The organism is Phycisphaerae bacterium (assembly GCA_017999985.1).
Classification (GTDB): domain Bacteria; phylum Planctomycetota; class Phycisphaerae; order UBA1845; family Fen-1342; genus JAGNKU01.
The window spans coordinates 326,062-345,569 of record JAGNKU010000001.1 but is presented as its reverse complement, the minus strand read 5'-3'; the positions used below and the strand labels follow the sequence as shown (position 1 = coordinate 345,569).

Annotated in this window: 15 protein-coding genes and 1 pseudogene; 7 read left to right on the top strand and 9 right to left on the bottom strand. The window is 68.6% G+C overall.

The window, feature by feature from the left end; translation table 11 throughout:
* Positions 1-3: 3 nt before the first annotated feature.
* From KA383_01340 to KA383_01315, 6 genes are all read right to left on the bottom strand, one after another.
* Entirely contained in the window at positions 4-1,167 is a 1,164-nt protein-coding gene (locus tag KA383_01340) for a glycosyltransferase family 4 protein (GenBank protein ID MBP7744745.1), read from the bottom strand.
* On the bottom strand, positions 1,164-2,042 hold the full coding sequence (locus KA383_01335) for a hypothetical protein (protein ID MBP7744744.1): 879 nt from the start codon (positions 2,040-2,042) through the stop codon (positions 1,164-1,166). The genes KA383_01340 and KA383_01335 overlap by 4 nt, the downstream gene beginning before the upstream one ends.
* The gene (locus KA383_01330; GenBank protein MBP7744743.1) at positions 2,039-2,959 is read right to left on the bottom strand and encodes a hypothetical protein; all 921 of its coding nucleotides are present in this window, start codon (positions 2,957-2,959) and stop codon (positions 2,039-2,041) included. The genes KA383_01335 and KA383_01330 overlap by 4 nt, the downstream gene beginning before the upstream one ends.
* Positions 2,956-4,071 carry a lipopolysaccharide heptosyltransferase II gene (waaF, locus tag KA383_01325; GenBank protein ID MBP7744742.1) on the bottom strand — a complete coding sequence of 372 codons (1,116 nt, stop codon included), beginning with the start codon at positions 4,069-4,071 and terminating at the stop codon, positions 2,956-2,958. The genes KA383_01330 and waaF overlap by 4 nt, the downstream gene beginning before the upstream one ends.
* 62 nt (positions 4,072-4,133) lie before the next feature.
* Positions 4,134-4,784, bottom strand: a complete 651-nt coding sequence (locus KA383_01320; GenBank protein ID MBP7744741.1) for a TlyA family rRNA (cytidine-2'-O)-methyltransferase — start codon at positions 4,782-4,784, stop codon at positions 4,134-4,136.
* Positions 4,703-5,236 carry a hypothetical protein gene (locus KA383_01315; protein MBP7744740.1) on the bottom strand — a complete coding sequence of 178 codons (534 nt, stop codon included), beginning with the start codon at positions 5,234-5,236 and terminating at the stop codon, positions 4,703-4,705. The genes KA383_01320 and KA383_01315 overlap by 82 nt, the downstream gene beginning before the upstream one ends.
* Positions 5,237-5,388: 152 nt before the next feature.
* Between KA383_01315 and KA383_01310 the strand changes: the two genes are divergently transcribed.
* Together KA383_01310 and KA383_01305 are read left to right on the top strand one after the other, a co-directional pair.
* On the top strand, positions 5,389-7,308 hold the full coding sequence (locus KA383_01310) for an MFS transporter (GenBank protein MBP7744739.1): 1,920 nt from the start codon (positions 5,389-5,391) through the stop codon (positions 7,306-7,308).
* On the top strand, positions 7,298-8,875 hold the full coding sequence (locus tag KA383_01305; protein MBP7744738.1) for a hypothetical protein: 1,578 nt from the start codon (positions 7,298-7,300) through the stop codon (positions 8,873-8,875). The genes KA383_01310 and KA383_01305 overlap by 11 nt, the downstream gene beginning before the upstream one ends.
* Before the next feature lie 15 nt (positions 8,876-8,890).
* Here KA383_01305 and rpoN read toward each other — a convergent pair whose 3' ends face one another.
* Positions 8,891-10,375 (bottom strand): RNA polymerase factor sigma-54, encoded by a 1,485-nt coding sequence (rpoN, locus tag KA383_01300; protein ID MBP7744737.1) that lies wholly within the window; start codon positions 10,373-10,375, stop codon positions 8,891-8,893.
* 352 nt (positions 10,376-10,727) lie between these two features.
* Between rpoN and icd the strand changes: the two genes are divergently transcribed.
* Both icd and KA383_01290 read left to right on the top strand, forming a co-directional pair.
* Positions 10,728-12,005, top strand: coding sequence for an NADP-dependent isocitrate dehydrogenase (icd, locus tag KA383_01295; protein MBP7744736.1), 1,278 nt, complete (start codon positions 10,728-10,730; stop codon positions 12,003-12,005).
* Between the two features lie 150 nt (positions 12,006-12,155).
* Positions 12,156-13,664 carry a sodium/proline symporter gene (locus KA383_01290; protein ID MBP7744735.1) on the top strand — a complete coding sequence of 503 codons (1,509 nt, stop codon included), beginning with the start codon at positions 12,156-12,158 and terminating at the stop codon, positions 13,662-13,664.
* A gap of 5 nt (positions 13,665-13,669) precedes the next feature.
* On the opposite strand, the gene KA383_01285 is transcribed toward KA383_01290, so the two are convergent.
* On the bottom strand, positions 13,670-14,896 hold the full coding sequence (locus KA383_01285) for a DUF4349 domain-containing protein (protein MBP7744734.1): 1,227 nt from the start codon (positions 14,894-14,896) through the stop codon (positions 13,670-13,672).
* Positions 14,893-15,474, bottom strand: a complete 582-nt coding sequence (locus KA383_01280; GenBank protein ID MBP7744733.1) for an RNA polymerase sigma factor — start codon at positions 15,472-15,474, stop codon at positions 14,893-14,895. Before KA383_01280 ends, KA383_01285 begins: the two co-directional genes overlap by 4 nt.
* 123 nt (positions 15,475-15,597) lie before the next feature.
* Here KA383_01280 and KA383_01275 point away from each other — a divergent pair, with 123 nt between their 5' ends.
* The 3 genes and pseudogenes from KA383_01275 to KA383_01265 all read left to right on the top strand — a co-directional run bounded on the left by KA383_01275 (position 15,598) and on the right by KA383_01265 (position 19,342).
* On the top strand, positions 15,598-17,121 hold the full coding sequence (locus tag KA383_01275; GenBank protein ID MBP7744732.1) for an alpha/beta fold hydrolase: 1,524 nt from the start codon (positions 15,598-15,600) through the stop codon (positions 17,119-17,121).
* A gap of 68 nt (positions 17,122-17,189) precedes the next feature.
* Positions 17,190-17,612 (top strand): annotated as a pseudogene (locus KA383_01270) (L,D-transpeptidase).
* Positions 17,613-17,737: 125 nt separating this feature from the next.
* Complete coding sequence (locus tag KA383_01265) at positions 17,738-19,342, top strand: MFS transporter (GenBank protein ID MBP7744731.1); 1,605 nt, start codon at positions 17,738-17,740, stop codon at positions 19,340-19,342.
* The last annotated feature ends 166 nt before the right edge of the window (positions 19,343-19,508 follow it).

The following is a 19,508-nucleotide window of genomic DNA, read 5'->3' as shown; positions in this document are numbered from 1 at the left end:
GCTTCACCGCGTAGCCAGCACATGCTCGTAGAAGGCGCGCAACTCGCGCGCGTGGCGGGCCATCGAGAGCTGGGCGTGCAGGCGTGGCGCATCGGCGCGGCAGGCGGCGCGCAACTCGGGGCGCAGCACGTCCTCCAGTGCCGCGGCCAGCGCAGAGATATTGTCCGGCTCGTCCACGACCAGCCCGTGTCGCCCTGGCTGCATGATCTCTGCCGCCCCGTTGTAGCGCGTCGTGACCACCGGCAGCCCCAGGGCCAGGGCTTCGAGCGCCACGCGGCTGCACGGGTCATACCAGGTCGGGTGCGCCAGCGCGTCCGCTGCCGCGTACCAACTGCGGATCGCGGCCTGGGCGCCGATGAAGCGCACGCGCGTCGCGATGCCCAGCCGGCGGGCCAGTCCGCGGTAGTAGTGCGGATCGTCGCGCCCGAGCACGGCCAGCGTCCAGCGTCCGGGCTGGGCCGCGGCCATGGCGCGCACCAGCTCGGCCAGGCCCTTGAGCCGGAAATTGTGGGCCGCGAACAGCACCAGCGGGGCATCGTGCACCAGGCCCAGCTCCGCGCGGCGGCGGGCGCGCTCCGCGGCCCGCTCCGGCGGACTGAGCGGGACCACCTCCACCCCGTTGAACACGACCCGGACGCGCGCAGCCGGGAAGCCGTGGCCGACTTCAACCTGCCGCCGCACGTAGTCCGAGATGGCGGCCACGTGAACGCGCTGCTGATACTTGCCGAGCAGCAGCCGCTCAACTCGTGCGAGAAACCGCTGACTGACATTGAAGCGCCGGCCCAGTTGCTTGAGCTGGCGCCAGACCGGCCAGCGGACCGGCGCCAGGCTGCGGGCCATGGTCTCGGCGTACGTCCCGCCGCGCGGCTGGTACACGTTGGCCGCGAGGCAGGGCGTGATCGCGTGCACGATGTCGAAATGCTCGGCATGGCACAGCGCCCGGGCAGCCTGCACGAAGCGATACGTCCGCAGCGCGCGCGTCAGGCCGGCGCACACCACGGGCAGAAACGTGACGTTGTGCTCCACGAAGGGGCGCGCCGTCTGCCCCGCGCAGACCACGGTCACATCCAGCCCCAGCGCGGCGAGCTGGCGGGCCATTTCCACCGTGGACGTCTCGGCGCCGCCGCGACGTACGTCCACTTGCTGCTGAACGATGGCCACCTTCATGCGGCGGGTCCTCTCGCGGCGGCCCGCTGTGCCTGGCGGGCGATCCGGCGCAGGATGCGGTTGCTCCAGCGGGCGATCCGGCGGGCGTACCAGCGCACGCGCGGGGCACCGGCCGCCAGGCCCAGGTAGGTGCACAGGAAGCGCAAGCGGTCGGTGCGCGTGGCGGCGACCGCGCGGGCGGAGGCATCGAGTTGGGCCAGATCCTTGAGCAGCCAGCGCGTGCGGCGCAGGCGCGGACAGTGCGTGCGGGCCAGGTCGATCAGCGTAAAACGCGGCGGCCGACCGGCGGCGGGATCGAGATCCGCAAAGATGTGACAGAGGTACAGGTCGCGGTGACATACGCCGGACTGGTGAAAGGCCGAGACGAAGCGCGCGAGGCGGCGCGTCAGGTCGTGCCGCGCCGGCCCCCGTGTCAGCGCTGCGCCGGCCGCCGTCAGGCGCCGCCAGACGCGGTCGAGGGCGTCGCCGGGCACAGCTTCGAACAGCACGACGCTGCGCCGCTCGAGTGCGAAATCCATGTCTTCCGCCACGGCGATGGCCTGCACCACGGGAACATACTGGCGCGTGAGCCGGGCCGACTGCTGGTACTCCCACCAGGCCCGGCTGTGGCGGCAGGTCTGGCGCCGCAGACGATCGAGCTGCTCTTTCAGCGGCGTGTGCGTGTAGCGTTTGACATAGAGGACGGCCCCGTCCGCGGCGTTCAGCTCCCAGCGCCAACGTTCACGGCCGCCGAGGCCTGGCTTGGTTAGTGCCTCCCAGCGCCCCAGCCCGCCCCGCGCGGCCGGCGAGCGCACCAGCAGGTCGGTCACATCCGGCAGCCCGGCGTGCGCGAGGCGCTCCGCCCAGTGCGCTGCGACCGCGACGCGGCGCGTCACCGCGCCGGCTCCGCCACGCCCAGCGCGGTGCTGTCCGCGGATCGGCGGACCTCGTCGGCCAACTGGTGGTTCCAGGCCTCGAACAGGTCCGTCATGCGGATGCGACGCAGCTCGTGCTTGTGCCAGGTGCCGGCCAGGCGTTCGATCTGCCGGAGCCGGGCCTTCAGGTCCGCCGGCGGGTGCGTCGGCCCCAGGTAGTGCCGCATGAAACGCAACCGTTCGGTGCGCGTCGTGAACGGCATGGCCGACACCGTGACCTGCGCCAGCTCGCGCAGCCACCAGTTGCCGCCCGGGCTGAGGCGCTGCCACGCGCGCAGCGGCTGGGCGTCCAGGAAGAAGAATTCCGGGCGGCCGTCGGGGCCGTACCGGACGAGCACGTTGCGCCAGTACAAGTTGCCATGCGAGCAGCCGGCGGCGTGCATGGCAGCGAGCTGCTCGGCGAGCGTGCTGAGCAGGACCGCGCGCCCGGCAGCCGACAGCACGCGCCGGCCGGCCGCCACGTCGAGCGCGAACGCCGTCAGGTTCGGTGCTTCGGGCACTTCCTCGGTGATCAGAAAGCACGCGGTCAGGAAGTGGCCCACGCGCCGGGCGCCGTAAGCCACCGGCCGCACCGCGGGCACGCCCACCGCCCGCATGGCGTTCAACGCGCGGTATTCGGCCTGGCCACGGTGCATGCCGAAAAACGTGCCGCGCAGCGTGCCGCGCAGCCGCTTGACCCACGTGGGGAAGAAGTAGCGCTTCACGTAAAAGCCCGGCGTGCCCTGCGTACCCGGTACGTACAGCGTGTCCGTCGTGCGGCTCCAAGCCGAGACCCGCCCGTCCACGCGGCTGAGGATGCGGGCGACCGAGTCCAAGCCGCAGGCGCGCAGCCGCTCGCGGTACGCCGGGTCGCTCCGCATGGTTTCCGTGCCCATCATGCCCCGCTCCTCACGTTCACGGGCACCGTCGTCGTCTGGTCGCGCGGTCCGCGGCGCCGCGCCAGCACCGCCGCCACCGCGTGCATCACCATATCCGTGGTCAGCCCGGTCATGCAACGCAGGTCCAGTGGGCACACCCGGAGCTGACAGGGGCCGCATTCCACGGGCACCTGGAGCTTGATCTCGCCCGCATAGTCCGTGTCGGTCCATTCCTGGTGCGTCGGGCCGAAGATCGTCACGGTCGGCACGTCGAACGCACTGCCGTAGTGGCGCGGCCCGGTGTCGTTGCACACCAACAATGCCGCGCCGCGGGCCAGCACCTTCAGCGTGCCGAGGGTCGTGCCCGGCTGGTCACAGCAGATCACCGGCGTGTGCGCTTGGCCGGCGATGGTGCGCATCAACGCTGCCTCACCGGGTGCCCCCACAAGGACTGCCCGCAGCCCGTGCTGCTCGGCCAGCCGATCGCACACTTCGGCGAAACGCTCCGGTAGCCAGCATTTCGCGGCGCCAAACGCCGCCCCCGGGTTCACCAGCGCGTATGGCCGGCCGTCGTCCAGTCCGTAATGCTGCAACAGCTCCTGCCCGGCGCGCTCCTGCGCGGGGGTGATCCCCAGGCGCAGGTGCCGGTCGCCGACCGGGCAGCCGATACGCTCGGCCAGCGCGATGTAGTACGGCAGCACGGGACTCGGCACGAAATCCCCGTCCCGCCGCACGGGCCGCAAGCGGTCCGTGAGCAGCCAGCCGCGTCCGTCGCGGGCGTAGCCGACGCGGCGCGGGATGCGGGCCTGGCACGCGACCAGCGCCGAGCGGAAGGAGTTCGTGAGCAGCAACGCGACCTCGAACCGCTCGCGGTTCAGCCGGCCCGCCAACCGCAGTGTTCGTACTTCGCGCGTGAGCCCACGTCCTTCGGGCCAGTGCACGGCCGCATCGTGCCAGCCGCCGCCGTCCACGATCTCCGCCACGTAACGCCGCATCAGGTACGTGATGCGGGCATGGGTGTACCGGGCGCGCAACGCCGCCAGCACCGGCGTGGCCAGCACGACGTCGCCCACCCAGTTCGGGATCACCACCAGCAGGCGACGGAACGAATCCGCGGTCGCGGTCGACGACATGACGACAGAGTGTAACCGAACGCCGGCGGGGCGCCAGCGGTGCCGCGGCGGATTGCGGCCCGTCATGCACCCCGCAACCACCACAGATACTCGGTGTTCCCGCCCTGCCCCCGGAGCGGGCTCTCGAGCTCGCCTGCGATCTCCCACCCCAAGCCCCGAATGTCCGCCCGGCAGGTCGCCAACGTGTCATCCTGACGCTCCGGCGGCAGCACGCCAGCGTACAGCCATTCGGACGGGGCCTCGTACTGCGGCTTGATCAACGTGACGACGCAGCCGGTGCCGGGCTGCAGGCAGCGGCGCGCCGCGGGCAGGATCAGCCGCTGCGGCGTCCAGCCCACGTCGATCGTCACCAGCGCGCAGGGCTCTGGGCAGACGTAGTGCAGGGCGTTCGTGCGCTCACACGTCACGACGCGCGGGTCGCGGCGCAGGCGATAATCGAGGACCCCATAGCCCGGCTCGACGGCGTACACCTTCGCTGCGCCGTGCTGCAGCAGGCAATCGACGAAGCCGCCGACATGGCTGCCGAAGTCCGTGCAGACCCAGTCACGCACGTCCAGCTTGAACGCCTGCAGGGCCGCCGCGAGCTTGAGCCCCGCCCGCGAGACATACTGCGCCGCCGCGTCCGACATGCTCAGCGTTTGTCCGGTTTGGCCACATCCCAGGGGCCGTTGACGGAGCGGATGAACTCGTCCACGGGCGAGCGGGCGAGCCATTCCATGCCTTGCCCGTCGAGTTGCAGGGAAATGCTCCGCCGGCGATCGAGGGGCACGCGCTCGCGGTCGATCCGCATGCGCCGGACGTTGCGCGTCAGGACGACCAGCCGGTTGCTGGCCTCCGCGTGGACGGTGACGCTGGCCGGCCGTTGCGGGTCGAAGCGCTCCAGGATTTCCACGTAGTCCGGCAGCTCCGGTTCCGGTGCGACGGGCTGTGTCGCGGCGGGCACGCTGGCGGGTGGCTGGGTCGTCGCCGGGACGCTGGCCGCGGGAGGCGTCGTGACCGGGACGCTGGCCGCGGGTTTCTCCGGGACGGCGGGGCGGCCGGGTTCGGTGGCCGGGCTGCTTTGCGGTACGCGGCCGGCCGGCGGCGGGGCGCTGTCGCAGCCGGCGAGGATGGCCGCCAGCAGGCACAGCACCAAACCCGACCGACCCGGTGTGTGACACGGCATGTGCGGTCCTCCTGTGGCTGTCCGAAGTTGTGGCCGCATCCATTGTACCGCACCGCGGCTCCGTGGCGGCAGCGCGCGCTTTACGTCCGCGCCGGGACTGCATACAGTTTTTCCCGGCGCTGTGCACTGACTCCTGCCCGACGCGAGTGCCTATGTCGACCCCGTCGCGACCCGAGCGGCGTTTGCCGGACTGGCTGGTCCAGAACCCCAACTTCGTCCTGTTGTGGGCGGCGTACGGGATCAGCGCGCTCGGCGACCATCTGAGCGAGATGGCGCTGCTGTCCGAGTCCGGCGGATTCGAACGCGATGACATCACGCGCGTGCAGGCGCTGATGACGTTTTGCTTTTTCGCGCCCTTCGTCGTGTTCGGCCCGCTGGCCGGGTGGTGGGCGGACCGTTTCAGCCGCAAGTGGACGATGATCGCGGCGGACCTCGTTCGCGCCGTGATCATGGGCACGTTGCCTTTCACGCTGCCATACCTGTTGGGGCTGGGGCTGGGCGACTTTGCGATCACGCTGCCGTTGGCGCTGGCCGGCGCGTTTGCCGCGTTCTTCTCGCCGGCCCGCCAGGCGATGGTGCCGACGCTGATCCGCGACGACCAGCTTGTCCGCGCGAACGCGATGATCAGCGCGCTGGGCACGATCGGTGCGATCCTGAGCGCCGTCATCGGCGGCCACCTGGTCGACCTGAGCACGGCCGGGCACCTGCATCTGCACTGGAACTACTATCTCGACGCGCTCACGTTCATCGCCAGCGCGCTGCTGCTGGTGGGCATCGCGATGTCGCGCTCGCGGGCCGTGCCACACGCGATCCCGGCGGGCGTGTGGACGCCGGTGGCACAGGGTTTCCGGTACGTGCGCCAGCACCGCCGCGTGCTGCAGATCATCCTGCTGGCGACGGTATTCTGGGCCGGGGCCGGCATCATCATTTCGGTCGTGCCGGCCATCGTGCGCGACATATTCGGCGGGCAGTATTCGGACGCCGGCATGTATCGCGGACTGATCGCGGCCGGGCTGGCGGGCGGGGCGGCGATTCTGACGCTCATCGGCCGCGCCCTGCCGGTGCCGCTGGCGGTCCTGGTGGCGTTGCTCGGGGGCGGCATTTGGGTGCTGGCGCTCGATGCGGCGCTGCTGTTCAAGTTGGGGCGCCTGTTCAGCGGCCTGTGCCTGTTCATGGTCGGCGTGCATGGCGCGGGCATCCTGGTCACCGCGATGGTTGTCATTCAACGGTTTGTGCCTGACGCGCGCCGTGGCCGCGTGTTCGGGGTATCCGACATGTGCACGATGGCCGCGATTGTTGCGACCGCGGGGCTGCTGGGCCTGCCGCACATCGCGCACCTCGATCGGTACATCCCCTGGCTGCTGGGTGCGACGGCGGCGGGGCTGCTGGTCGCGGCCGTCTTTGCCTGGCGCGCCTATCGGCGTGGTGATCCGTTCCCGGCGCGCGTCTGGCTGATCTGGCGCGTGATCCGCTTCCATACCGCCTTCTGGTGCCGCACCCGCCGCGTTGGTCCGTGCACGGTGCCGCGCGATGGGCCGGTGATACTGGCGGCGAACCACACGGCGGGCATCGACCCGCTCGTGATCCTGGGTACGTGCACACACCGCGTGGTCAGCTTCCTCGTCGAGCAGAAGTACTACCAGGCGCCGTTGTTCGGCGCGTTCATGCGGCTGGCGCGCTGCATTCCGGTCGATCGCGAAAACCCGGGCAAGTCGTTCCTGACCGGCTGCCTGCGCCTGCTCAAGGAGGGCGGCTGCCTGGGCATCTTCCCGCAGGGCACCTATGTTGGTCCGGACGAGCCGGAGCCGGAGGCCAAGTCCGGCGTGGGCCTGCTGGCGCTGCGCACCGGGGCGACGGTCATTCCGTGTCACATCTCCGGCACGCACTATGACTATCACCCGTTTCGCGCGCTCTTCCGCTGGCATAACGTGCGCATTCGCTACGGCAGACCCGTGGATCTCACCGCGTTTCGCGGGCGCGAGCGCGATCCGGACGCGCCCCAGCTCGTTGCCGACCTGATCATGCGGGAGATTCGCGCGCTCAGTGCGGACGGACCCAACCATGCCGCGTGACGTGGCATGCGTGGAACCGCAGCCGGCCGTCACCGCGCGCGCCTGGCGCCTGCTCGCCGTCGGCAGCATGGTGCCGCTCGCGATTGCGGTTGCGCTGCACGTGGCCGAAGTGCCGCTGGGTTGTCCCGGGCGCTTCGTCTATCTGTACTCGCCGGTGAGCATGTGGCGCTTGATGGCGGTGCCGGTTGCGCTGGCGCTCGCCTTGTTGCTGGGCGTCGGGACGTGGTTGACCGGTGGCGCGACGGCCGGGCGGCGGTATATCGGGTTGGTTGTGATTGCCGTGACCGCGGCAGCCCTGGGCATCTGGTCGTATTGCGCGCCACCACATTACTTCAATCAGCATGTCTTCAACGCGCATTCGCCGTCGCAGGATGGGGCGTTTGTGCGTGAAGCCGTGCGCATGGACGATGTGCGCGCGTACCTCCGCGATTTTCCTGCGCGGGCACATACGCCGCCGGCGGAGATGCGCGGCACGCGCGTGGTCAGCAATCCGCCGGGCACGACGCTGCTGGCGGTCGGGATGGAACGGCTGACGCAGCGCTATCCCGGGCTGCGTGACGTGGTGCTCGGCACGAAGGCCCAGACGTTGCCGCCGACCGCGGAATACCAGGCCTTTCGCCGGTCGTCCGCCGTTGGCCTGCTTCTGTTCTGGGGCTGCACGCTGCTCTGGGTTCTGGCCGTCCCCGTGCTGTACGGGGTCGGTCGGCTGTACCTGCCGCCGGCGGGTGCGACGGCATTCAGCCTGGTCAGCGTCTTCACGCCGGCGACGCTGTTGCTGACGCCCGGCAAGGATCCGGCCCAGCTGCTGATGGTGGCGTTGCCGCTGCTGCTGTGGCTCTTCGCGATCCGGCGCACACACGCTTGGGCGGCCGGTCTGGCGGGGTGCGCGTTCGTGCTGGCGTGCCTGGCGAGTCTTGTCCCCATTTGGATTGCGGGGACCGTGTTGCTGGCCACGTTGCTGGCGGCCCGTGCAGAAGCGGGGGCGCTGCGCCGCGCGCTGCTGTACGGCGTGTTGCCGGCGGGCGGCGCAGCGCTGCTCACCACGCTGGTTCTCTATGCCATCTGCGATCTGAATCTGCCGGCCACGGTACTGGCCGTGTCGCAGGCGCAGCGCGAGGTCACGCGCGGTCCGCAGGCCATGCCGCTTGTCTGGCAATTGCTGGGCGTGCCGCTCTTCATGCTGTTTGTCGGGCCGGCGTCGTGGTGTGCCATGCTGTGGTGGGCTATGCCGTCGGATGGTGCGCCGCGCTCCGCGGACACGGGGGCGCGATTCGGCCGATACCTGTTTTGGCTCACGGTGGCGGTGTTACTCGCGACCGCGGGGTTCACGAACATCGAGACGCCGCGTCTGTGGATTCCGTTCGTGCCGCTCTTGGTGCTGGGCGCCGCGCTGCAGGTGGCCCACTGGCGGCGTCCGGGGCCGCGCGCGGCGTTGTTGCTGGGAACGCTGGTCGGCGTGCACCTGGCGGTCGCGGCGCTGCACTGGTCCTTCATGGACATGCGCGAAGCGGAAACGCGCTTGGCGGAGCAGCGCTACTTCGATCGGCCAGCCCCCGTGCCGGAATGATGATTGCCCGCAGCTTTAGTACTGCCGCCGCTGGCGGGCGGGCGGAATCGCGAGCTGGGCGCGGTACTTCGCCACGGTGCGACGTTTGATCTCGACGCCCTCGTTTTTCAAGCGCGTGACGATCTCGTCATCGCTCAGCGGGTTGCGCTTGTCCTCGCTGGCGACGATTTCCTGCACCTTTGCCTTGATGCTGGCCCACCCCAGGGCGTCGCCGTTTTCCGTCTCGGCGCCGCCGGTGAAGAAGTACCGCAATGGATAGATGCCGCGCGGCGTTTGCATGTACTTCTCGTCGACGGTGCGGCTGATCGTGGACGGGTCGCAGTTGAAACGCACCGCCAGATCGCTCATCCGCAGTACCTTCAGGTGCTGCTCGCCGTGATCGAGAAACTCGCGCTGCGCCTCCACGACCGCGCGGGCCACGTCCAGCAGGCGCTCGCGCCGGTAGCGCACCGCGTCGATGATCGCGCTGGCCGCTTCGATCTTCTGCCGGATGAACTCGCGCGTGTTGCGGTCGCCGCGGGCCCGCTCCAGCAGCTCGCGGAACTCCGGCGAAATGCGCAGCTCGCGCGTGTTGCCCCGCGCCAGCCGCACCTCGTACTGGTCGTCCCTTTCGCTGTACTCGACGATGACGTCCGGCACGATCGGGGGCTGGTGCCGCTCCACCACGTCCGTGCCCGGGTGCAGCGACAGCGTGCTGATGACCTGAATGGCGGCCTTCACCTCGTCGAGGTCAACGCCCAGCGCGCGTGCCATCACCGGCAGCCGATTTTTCTGCAAATCATCCAGGTGCTCGCGGACGATGCGCTGCTCGAGCTCGTTGTTCCCCGGCAGGGCCGCCAGTTGCAGCAGCAGGCATTCCTGCAACGAGCGCGCCGCGATACCGGGCGGGTCGAGTTGTTGCAGGGCGGTCAGCGCCGCGTTCATCTCCGCCACCGTTGCGGGCGGGTCGGCCTCGCGGGCAATCTGCTCGAGGGGCGTCGTGACGCGCCCCGTGTCGTCGATGTGATCGATGATCCGGGCGCCGAGCAAACGGGTCCGCTCGTCCACCTCCACCAGGTGCCATTGCTGCAGGATGTGTTCCTGCAGGCTGATCGGCCGCGCGGCCGTGTTGGCCATCGCGTCGAGCTTGTTGTCCGCGTCTTCGAGCGTCCGCGCCCGCGAGCGTGTCCCGTGGTACTCCCCGTCGTCATCGATCCAGTCGTACTCGCGGACCAGGTTGTCGAGCCGCTCGAAGTCCGCGGCGCCCCCTTCGTTGACGACTAGCGCCTGTTCCCCGTCGGTCCCCTCGTCGGCCGCCGACGCCGGTTCGGGGGCGACCGTAAGTTCATCGTCACCCGGCATAACTTCAAGTGCCGGATTCCCGTCCAGCTCCTGCGAGATGCGCGACTCCAGCGCGAGCGTGTTAAGCTGGAGAATATCCATCGCCTGAATCAACTGCGGCGTGAGACGTTGCTGCAGTTGCATGACTTGGCGCGGGATTTGTGACAGGATCTGCGACACAGCCTGCTACCGTCTTCCGTCAGGGCACCGCCGCCACTCAACGGCGGTCATCGTAAGCCTCGGCCCGCATGAGCTTAACCGACTGCGGGGCATTCGCGAAGCCCGTGTCTAGCAAAATCCGTTCCACCACCAAGGAGGATATAAGCCTAGTGGCGGGGTGTCAAAACCGACCCGCGGGCGGAAGCCGGCTCGGAACGAGCGTTATCGCTTACGGATACCGCCAGCAGACTGGAATCGGCCGATGCTCCAGCTCCCTTATCGGTTCCGGAGTCGGCTGTGCTGTCGGCGAAAGGCTATCATTGAGGACATAGGCGACCAGCAACGCGACTTCGTCTCCAGAGGAGCGTCCCCGATGTCGTACAAGACCACGCAGGTCCCCCCCGGCGAGAGAATCACCGTCCAGCGCGGGCAACTGCGCGTCCCCGATCGGCCCGTCGTGCCGTTCATCCGCGGCGATGGCACCGGCCCCGACATCTGGCGTGCGTCCGAGATGGTGTTCGACGCCGCCGTTGCGAAGGCCTACGGTGATCGCCGTCGGATCTCCTGGATGGAAGTCTTCGCTGGCGAAACCGCTTTCGAACGGTTCAAGGACTGGTTGCCGGAAGAGACACTCCAGGCGTTTCGCGAGTTTCTCGTCGGGATCAAGGGGCCGTTGACCACGCCCGTCGGCGGGGGCATTCGCTCGCTGAACGTCGCCCTGCGGCAGCAGCTCGACCTGTACGTGTGTCTGCGTCCGGTGCGGTATTTCCGCGGCGTACCGAGCCCGGTGAAGCAGCCCGAGCTGACGGACATGGTCATCTTCCGTGAGAACGCCGAGGACATTTACGCGGGCATCGAGTTCCAGCAGGGCACGCCGGACTGCGACCGGTTCAAGCAGCTTCTGGCCGAGGCGTTTCCCGACCGGTTCAAGAAGGTGCGTTTCCCCGAGTCGGCGGGTTTTGGAATCAAGCCGTCGAGTCAGCAGGGTGCGGACCGGCTGGTGCGGGCGGCGATTCGCTACGCGATCGAGAACGGGCGCCAGAGCGTCACGCTGGTGCACAAGGGCAACATCATGAAGTTCACGGAGGGGGCGTTTCGCGACTGGGGCTACGCGCTGGCGCAACGCGAGTTCGGTGCGGTGGAGTTCGAAGGCGGGCCGTGGCAGGTGATCACGGCCGGCACGGCGAGCCCGGCGGGGACGGTTGCCCATAACATCATCATCAAGGACGTCATCGCCGACGCGTTCCTCCAGCAGATCCTGACGCGTCCGGCTGAGTACGACGTGATCGCCACGATGAACCTCAACGGCGACTACATTTCGGACGCGCTGGCGGCGTGTGTCGGCGGCATTGGCATCGCCCCCGGCGGCAACATCAACTACGACACAGGCCACGCCATCTTCGAGGCGACGCACGGCACGGCCCCCAAGTATGCGAACCAGGACAAGGTGAACCCCGGCTCGGTGATCCTGTCCGGCGAGATGATGCTGCGCTACATGGGTTGGACGGAGGCGGCGGACCTGATCATCAAGGGCATGGAAGGCGCCATCGCCGCGAAGACCGTGACGTACGATTTCGAGCGGCTGATGAAGGGGGCCAAGCTGCTGAAGTGCTCGGAATTTGGGCAGGCAGTCGTCGAGCACATGCGCTGATTCTCCGAGTTTCGCCCGCACACACATGACACACCCCCTGCCGCGCCGTGCGGTCTGGCGGCGCAAAGTTGCCGGCTGCGCGGGCGGCCGCGATAATTGCCCCCGACACATGTGGGCTGGCATTCGGGTCCGGCTGCGCGGGAGCACGGGATGTGGGTTGTTGTCCTTTCGTTCGCGGCGTATACGCTGGCCATCGTCCTGCTGGGGTTGTATTCCGCGCGGTACGCCCGGCGCAGCAACGAGGATTTCTTTCTGGCCGGGCGCTCGCTGGGGGCGTGGGTCGCCGCGCTCTCGGCGTCGGCTTCCAGCGAGTCGGGGTGGGTCACGCTCGGGCTGGTGGGCTGGGCGTACACGAATGGCGTGCAGGCCTACTGGATCATTCCGGGCTGCCTGCTCGGCTACCTGTTCAACTGGTTCGTCCTCGCGGGGCGGATGAGCGATCACTCGCGGGCGTTGAACGCGCTGACCTTGCCGGACTTCTTTGCCTTTCATTTCCGCGAACGCTGGCCGCTATTGCGCGTCCTGTCGGTGGTGGTGATCCTGGTGGCGATGGTGCTCTACGTCGCGGCGCAATTCGCAGCGGCGGGCAAGGCCTTTGCCGCGACGTTCACCGCGGAGACGTTCAATATCACCTATCAGCAGGGCGTGTGGATCGGGGCCGCCATTGTGCTCATCTACACCGTCAGCGGCGGATTCCGCGCGGTGTGCTGGACGGATTTTCTCCAGGCGCTGCTCATGGTCGGCACGCTCGTGCTGTTTCCCGTGTACCTGCTGATGGCGCACGGCGGCTACGGCTTCGTGACGAACCTGCTCGCGCCGGTGACGCCGCCCGAGGGGCAGGCCGGCGACTTGCTGCGGTTTCTGCCGGACCTGGCCGGGCCCGCGTTCATCGGATTCCTGCTCGGCGCCGGCGCGCTGGGCATCAACTTCGGCTATCCCGGCCAGCCGCACGTGCTGGTGCGGTTCATGGCGCTGCGCAACCGGCGCGAAGCGCGCGTCGCCGGCATCGTCTCATTCATGTGGGGCTTGCTGGTCTACTGGGGCGCGGTGACGGTCGGCCTGTTCGCACGCGCCATGTCCGAGGAACACGACGCGTGGACCGCGCAACTCTTTGACGGCGAACTGAGCCTCGTCGTGGCGGCGCTCAACCTGCTGCCCGGCGTGCTCTCCGGCATGGTGCTGGCGGCGGTGCTGGCGGCGATCTGCTCCACGGCGGACAGCCAGCTCGTCGTCGCCGCCAGCTCGGCCGCCAACGACGTTTACGCACGGCTGTTCACGAGGAACCAGGCCGGTGCGCACCCCTGGCTGAATCGGATTGTTGTCGCGGTCCTGGGGCTATTGGCCGTGTGGCTGGTGTACGACCAGCAGGTGCAGATCTACAAGTATGTGCTGACGTATGGCTGGGCGCTGCTCGGGGCCGCGTTCGGCCCGCAGACCATCCTGATTCTGCTCTGGCGGCGGGCGTCCTACGCCGGGTGCCTGGCCGGTATGCTCACCGGCTTCGTCGTCGCGCTGGTGTGGCAGCTCACCTACAATCCCGCGGCGACCGGCGTCGAAGTCTACAACCTGCCGCTCGCGTTTGTCGCGGCACTGCTGGTGAATATCGTCGTGAGTCGGCTCGTGCCGGGTTCGGACAGGCGACAGGCTCCAACCGCATGACGTGATCAGGCCGCGGTGGCCCGCCGGCGGCGCACATAGATGCGCACGCTCAGCACCACCACCAGCAGCAGAACCCACCAGATGAGCCCGCCGATCACCACGGCCACCAGGCCCGCGACCGTGTCCACCAGGAACGTCAGGCCGCCGCGCCAGGCCCGCTGGAGCGTGTCGCGGAAATACGCCGCCAGGCCCGCGGGCGGCAGCGGCTTGGCGTCGGCTGGGTGAATCACCACCAGGACGGTGGCGAGGGCGACGAGCCGGCTGAGCTGCTCGCGCTGGGCGATCAGTTGCTCGATACTCTGGCGCACGTTGCCCAGCGAGGTGCGCAGGTCGAGGATCTCCTTCAAGGGGGCGTCGGAGCGCTTGTCGAGCAGCTCCAGCAGCTCCTGCTCGACGCGCCGCTCGTTGCGCAGGCGAGCCTCGACGTCGACGACCTGGGCCGTCACGTCTTCGCCGCCGTTGGTCTCCACGCGGACCTCGCCCAGCGTCCGCAACTCGTTGAGCACGTCCGAAAGCCGGGCGACGGCGACCCGCAAGGTGAGTGTGCCCTGCAGTTGCGTGCCCGTGCCGGTGAGGCTGGAATCCTGGACGTATTCGCCCTGCGCGGCGCTGACCAGGTGTGAAGCCTTGAAGAACGCCGTGCGAACGTCCGTGGCGACGAGCTCGATCGTGGCCTTGCGGACCACCTGTCGCTCACCGGTCGGCTCGGTTTCCGACACGCCTTGGACCGGGTAGCCCGCGTACCGCTCGACGACGGCATCGCCCAGTGAGTACCGCCCACGGGCGCCGCCGCGGACTGGGCTGCCGGGGACTTCGCCCACGCGCTCCTGGACCCGGCGAATCGCGCGTCCGGCCATTTCCTGCACGCCGACGCCCTCGACATTCTCTTGGACGTATTTGACGCCAAACGATCCATCTCTCCCCTCGGCTCCGGCGAACCAGTGTTCGGCCCTAGGGACATCCGCCGGCGCCGCAAAATAACCCCAGGAGTGGTTCCGCCGCGCGCCCAGCATCTCGTGCGACACGACGCCGATCGTCAGCAAGACCGCCGCGGCCACCCCGCCGATCGCCAATCGCTTCGTCAGCGGGCTCTGCAGGAAGGCCGGCCACCGGCGGACGCGTGGCACGCCGGCCGCGGCCAACGCCCGGCGCCAGAGTGCCGGCGCCGGTCCGCTCCACGTCGTCAACTCGCCGAGAACTTGTTCAAGATTGAGGGCCGCAGCGTCGTTCATGGCCCAGCCTCCGTTTCGCTCGTGCGGCACGTTGCGCCCAGCATCCCGCGCAGCTCTTCGAGCGCGGCGTGCAGGCGCGATTTGAGCGTGCCCAGCGGCAATTCCAGGATTTCAGCGGCTTCCACATGCGTCAGGCCGCCGTGATAACAGAGCAGCACGATCGCGCGCCGGTCGGGCGCCAACTGGGCAACCGCGTGCCGCACCGCGTCGTTTTGATCCGTGCGGGCGGCGACCGTCTCCGGCGCGGGGTCGGGTGCCGGCTTACCGGCGAGCGCGGGCTCTCCGTCGCCGGCGGCCGAGCGTCCGGTCGCCGACTGCAAGTTGCGGCACTGGTTGATGCCGATGCGGTAGAGCCACGTCTTGAAGCGGCTTTGGCCGGAGAACTGTTGGCCGAAGCGGATCACCCGCAGCCAGGTTTCCTGGACCGCGTCGCAGGCCAGGTCCCGCCGCCCGCCGAGCAGTCCCAGCGCCAATCCCAAGAGCGGGCGTTCATAGCGCCGGGCCAGTTCGCCCAGGGCCGCGCGGCGGCCGCCAAGAAAGTCCGCCAAAAGCTGCTCGTCTGTGCCGGGCGTTGTCACAAGCACCTCGATCCACACATTGGACCGGGCCAGCGGCGAATCGGTTCCGGATTCTGTCCCGGAAATTCGCCGCCGTCACGCCGGTGTCGATTCTCGTCGGGCGGGGGCGGTGAGCGGCCGGGAGTGCTGCTACGATGTACGCCGCCGGGGGCGCTGGAGGTCTGGACCATGCGGACGCTGACGACGGGTCGCACGGGGCTGCTGGTCGTCGGGGCGTTAGCCGTCGCGCTGTGGAGCACTCATCGCGCCGACGGACAGCCATCCGAAGCCGAATGGTGGAAGGGCGCGATCGAAGCTCCGGGGCAGGTCCTGGACATCGCGGTCAAGCTCGTGCCCGAGGCCGGCGGCACCGGGGGGCACGGCACGATCGACATCCCCGTACAGGGCGCGCGCGGACTGGCGCTGACCGCGATCGAGATCACGGCGGACGCGTTGCGATTCACGTTGCCGCCGCCACCCGGCGCACCGCCAGCCCGGGCCGCGGTGTTCGAGTTGAAGCGGTCGGCGGATGGCAAGACGGCGACGGGCGACATGAAGCAGTCGGGCCTCACCATGCCGGTGCACCTGGAGCGCACCACCGAAGCCGGGGCGCAGGCCGTTGGTCCAGCGCGGCCGCAGACGCCCAAGCCCCCGTTCCCATACGCCGTTCGCGAGGTGACCTACGAAAACCCGATGGACAACACGAAGCTCGCTGGCGCGCTGACGATTCCGGAGGGGGCGGGGCCGCACCCAGCCGTCATTCTCATCAGTGGCTCGGGTACACAGGACCGCGACGAGACGATCTTCGGACACAAGCCCTTCCTGGTCTGGGCCGATCATCTGACGCGGCATGGCATCGCCGTGTTGCGCGTCGATGATCGCGGCGTGGGTGGTTCGTCGGGCTCCGTCTCCGACTCGACCTCAAAGGACTTTGCGAATGATGTCATCGCCGGGCTGAAATTCCTGCAGAAGCAACCGGAGATTGACCGCGCGCGGATCGGTCTGGTCGGCCACAGCGAGGGCGGGCTGATCGCGCCACTCGTGGCGTCGCGCGTGAAGGACGTGGCCTGCATCGTGCTGCTGGCGGGGCCGGGGCTGCCGGGGGCGAAACTGCTCAACCTGCAGCTCGAGGCGATCCTGCGCGCGGCCGGCGTGAAGGACGCGGACGTGGAGCGCCAATCGGCGGCGCAGCGTCATTTGCTGGAGCTGGTCGTCGGCGACGCGGACCAGGCCGACGTGCGGGCCGCGACTGAGACGCTGGTGCGCATCCAACTCGAAATGAACGGCATGTCCGCTCCCGCGGCCGAGACGCTCAAAGCGCAGATCGATGCGGCTGTCGCGCAGGTGCAGGCGCCGTGGATGGTGTGGTTCCTGAAGCACGACCCGCGGCCGGTGCTGGAAAAGGTGTCGTGCCCCGTGCTGGCACTGATCGGGTCGCTCGATCTGCAGGTCCCCCCGGCTGCGAACCTGCCGGAGCTGGAGGCGGCCTTGAAGAAAGCGGGCAACGGGGCGGCGACGGTCAAGGAACTGCCGAAGCTGAACCACCTGTTCCAGGAGGCCACCACCGGGCAGGTGGCCGAGTACGCCACGATCGAACAAACGCTGGACAAAGCGGCGCTGGACGAAGTCACGACGTGGCTGCGCGCTCAGTTCAAGCTCACGCCGTAAAGCGCCGGGGATTTCGACCCTCCCCTCACCCCGCCCTGCCAGGGAGGGGGTCATGGGATAGCTTCTAAATGACCGTGCGCGAGTCGGCGACAGATACAGAGCCCGAAGCGCAAGCGAGGGCCTTCCGTCCGTGGCCCCAGCCGCGCTGGGGCCCTCGCTTGCGCTTCGGGCTCGGATCCCGTGTTGCACCTTTGCGCACGGTGATTCAGGCCCGCCGACCTGGGCGTGCAGAGTGTACCTGCGACATTCGCCTACAAGATCACGGCGTGCGTAAGCCACTCTAGATTCCACCCGGGCCGCGCAACCCGGTTGGCCGGTGTTGGATTGACCTCGGGTTACCCGGCTACGGCATCCACGGCACGCCGAACCCCGAGCTGATCGGCAAGACGAGCTCGCACGGCTGCATCCGGTTGACGAACTGGGACGCGCAGCGGCTCGGCCGGCGGGTGCGCGCGGGCACACCAGTGCGCTTCACGGGTGCCGGTGGCTGACGGTCCTACCCGCGGCGCAACTTCCACCCCTCAGATCGCCACAGCCCGGCTCGCACGCTACCATGCCGCCGCGTCCAGTCCGGGCCGCGGCCGGGGCGGCGCCTGGAAATCGGCAAGGAGCCCGCATGACGACCAACCCGCCTGCCCCCGGCCAGACCGCCGCGCCGCCGGCACACGGCTTTGGCCGTGCGTTCTGGATGCTTAATTCTATCGAGATGTTTGAGCGCCTGGCGTTCTACACGCTGCGTGTCATGGCGCCGATCTACATCATGCAGGCCGACGACCCGGGCGGGCTGCACCTGACGGCCCAGAACAAGGGCGTCATCTACGCGTGGTGGGCCGTGTTCCAGTCCATTCTGCCGATGGCGACCGGCGGGTTCGCGGACCGGTACGGCTACAAGGCCACGATGACCTTCTCGATCTCGATGATGACGGTCGGCTACGTGCTCGTGGCGCTGCTCCGCGACATTGTGTGGCTGCCCGCGAAGCTGGACGGCAACGGTCTGGAGCTAATCTCCGCGCTCGACCGCTCCAACTTCTGGTCGCTGTTCATTTCGATCATGGTGCTGGCGACCGGCACCGCGTTTTTCAAGCCGAGCATCCAGGGCTCACTCGCCCAGAACCTGACCAAGGACAGGTCGTCGGTGGGCTGGGGGATCTTTTACTGGGTCGTCAACGTCGGCGCGTTCGTCGGGCACTGGATTCCAGCGGTCGTCTTTGCGCTGGCCGGCGAGCACTCGAAGGAAGCCTGGCGCAATCTGTTCCTGCTCTCCGCCGTTTTCATGTCGTGCAATTTCATCCTGCTGTTCACGTTCAAGGATGTGCCGAGCGGGGCCGAGAAGCACGGCTCGCCGCTCGCGGTGCTCTGGCGCACGGTAGTCAATATCCTGGAGCCGCGGCTGATTACCTGGCTCATCATCATGTCATGCTTCTGGCTGATGATGTACCAGCTCTGGGACTTGCAACCGAACTTCATCTCCGACTGGATCGACAGCTCGCCGCTCGCCCACGGTCTGAAATGGCTCCCCGGTCCGCTCTACGCCGCCGTCACCGATGAGACACCGCGCGGCCCGCAAATCCCCCAGCAGGTCCTGCTCAGCCTGAACTCGCTCTTCATCATCGCCGGCGTCGTCGGGATGGCCTGGCTGACGCGCCGCATGCGCACGCTGACGGCCATGTGTGGCGGCATGATCCTGGCCACGGCGGGCGTGCTGGTGGCCGGCCTGACCATGAGCCCCTGGATGCTCGTCCTGGGCATCGTGTTCTTCTCGCTCGGCGAGATGACGACGGGCCCGAAAAAGAACGAGTACCTCGGGCTCATCGCCCCGCCCGGCAAGAAGGGCCTCTACCTCGGTTACGTTAACATCCCCGTTGGCGTCGGCGTGTTCGCCGGCTCGTGGATCGCGGGCGAGGTGTACGGCCGCTATGGTGAAAAGGCGACGCTGGCGCTGCGCTACATCGCGGACCGATTCCCGCAGGCGCTCCAGGCACCGTGGAACGGGAAGATCGAGAGCCTGGTCGAGTGCGTCGGCGTTCCGCGGCCGGAGGCCTTCACAAAGTTGCAGGTGCTCACGGGCCTCGACGCGCACGCCGCGACGGAGCTGCTCTGGAACGCCTATTCGCCCCAGTTTTATGTCTGGATCCCGTTTGCGGCGATTGGCGTCGTGGCGGCGATTGCGCTGGCGGTCTTCGGCCAGATGGCTAAGCGCTGGCACGACATGAACGCCTGATTGTCGCCGGCTGGCGTCCGCGCCCCCCCGCATTTATCCCAACGTACCGTGGTTGCCCGTGTCTGCCTTCTTGCAGGCGGACGGCCCCCGGGGCCGGCGTTGTGACCCACCCGGGGGCCGGCAGGCTTTTGCGCGCCGGTGCACTAAAATCGTGGTCTTGCCGTCC

What these genes read in the sequence shown, in the direction of transcription:
- KA383_01285 (MBP7744734.1), bottom strand. Translation starts at nt 14,896, where the DNA reads ATGAACGACGCTGCGGCCCTCAATCTTGAACAAGTTCTCGGCGAGTTG.
- KA383_01305 (MBP7744738.1), top strand. Translation starts at nt 7,298, where the DNA reads ATGCCGCGTGACGTGGCATGCGTGGAACCGCAGCCGGCCGTCACCGCG.
- KA383_01265 (MBP7744731.1), top strand. Translation starts at nt 17,738, where the DNA reads ATGACGACCAACCCGCCTGCCCCCGGCCAGACCGCCGCGCCGCCGGCA.
- KA383_01340 (MBP7744745.1), bottom strand. Translation starts at nt 1,167, where the DNA reads ATGAAGGTGGCCATCGTTCAGCAGCAAGTGGACGTACGTCGCGGCGGC.
- KA383_01290 (MBP7744735.1), top strand. Translation starts at nt 12,156, where the DNA reads ATGTGGGTTGTTGTCCTTTCGTTCGCGGCGTATACGCTGGCCATCGTC.
- waaF (MBP7744742.1), bottom strand. Translation starts at nt 4,071, where the DNA reads ATGTCGTCGACCGCGACCGCGGATTCGTTCCGTCGCCTGCTGGTGGTG.
- KA383_01310 (MBP7744739.1), top strand. Translation starts at nt 5,389, where the DNA reads ATGTCGACCCCGTCGCGACCCGAGCGGCGTTTGCCGGACTGGCTGGTC.
- KA383_01320 (MBP7744741.1), bottom strand. Translation starts at nt 4,784, where the DNA reads ATGGCTCGCCCGCTCGCCCGTGGACGAGTTCATCCGCTCCGTCAACGG.
- KA383_01315 (MBP7744740.1), bottom strand. Translation starts at nt 5,236, where the DNA reads ATGCCGTGTCACACACCGGGTCGGTCGGGTTTGGTGCTGTGCCTGCTG.
- KA383_01330 (MBP7744743.1), bottom strand. Translation starts at nt 2,959, where the DNA reads ATGATGGGCACGGAAACCATGCGGAGCGACCCGGCGTACCGCGAGCGG.
- icd (MBP7744736.1), top strand. Translation starts at nt 10,728, where the DNA reads ATGTCGTACAAGACCACGCAGGTCCCCCCCGGCGAGAGAATCACCGTC.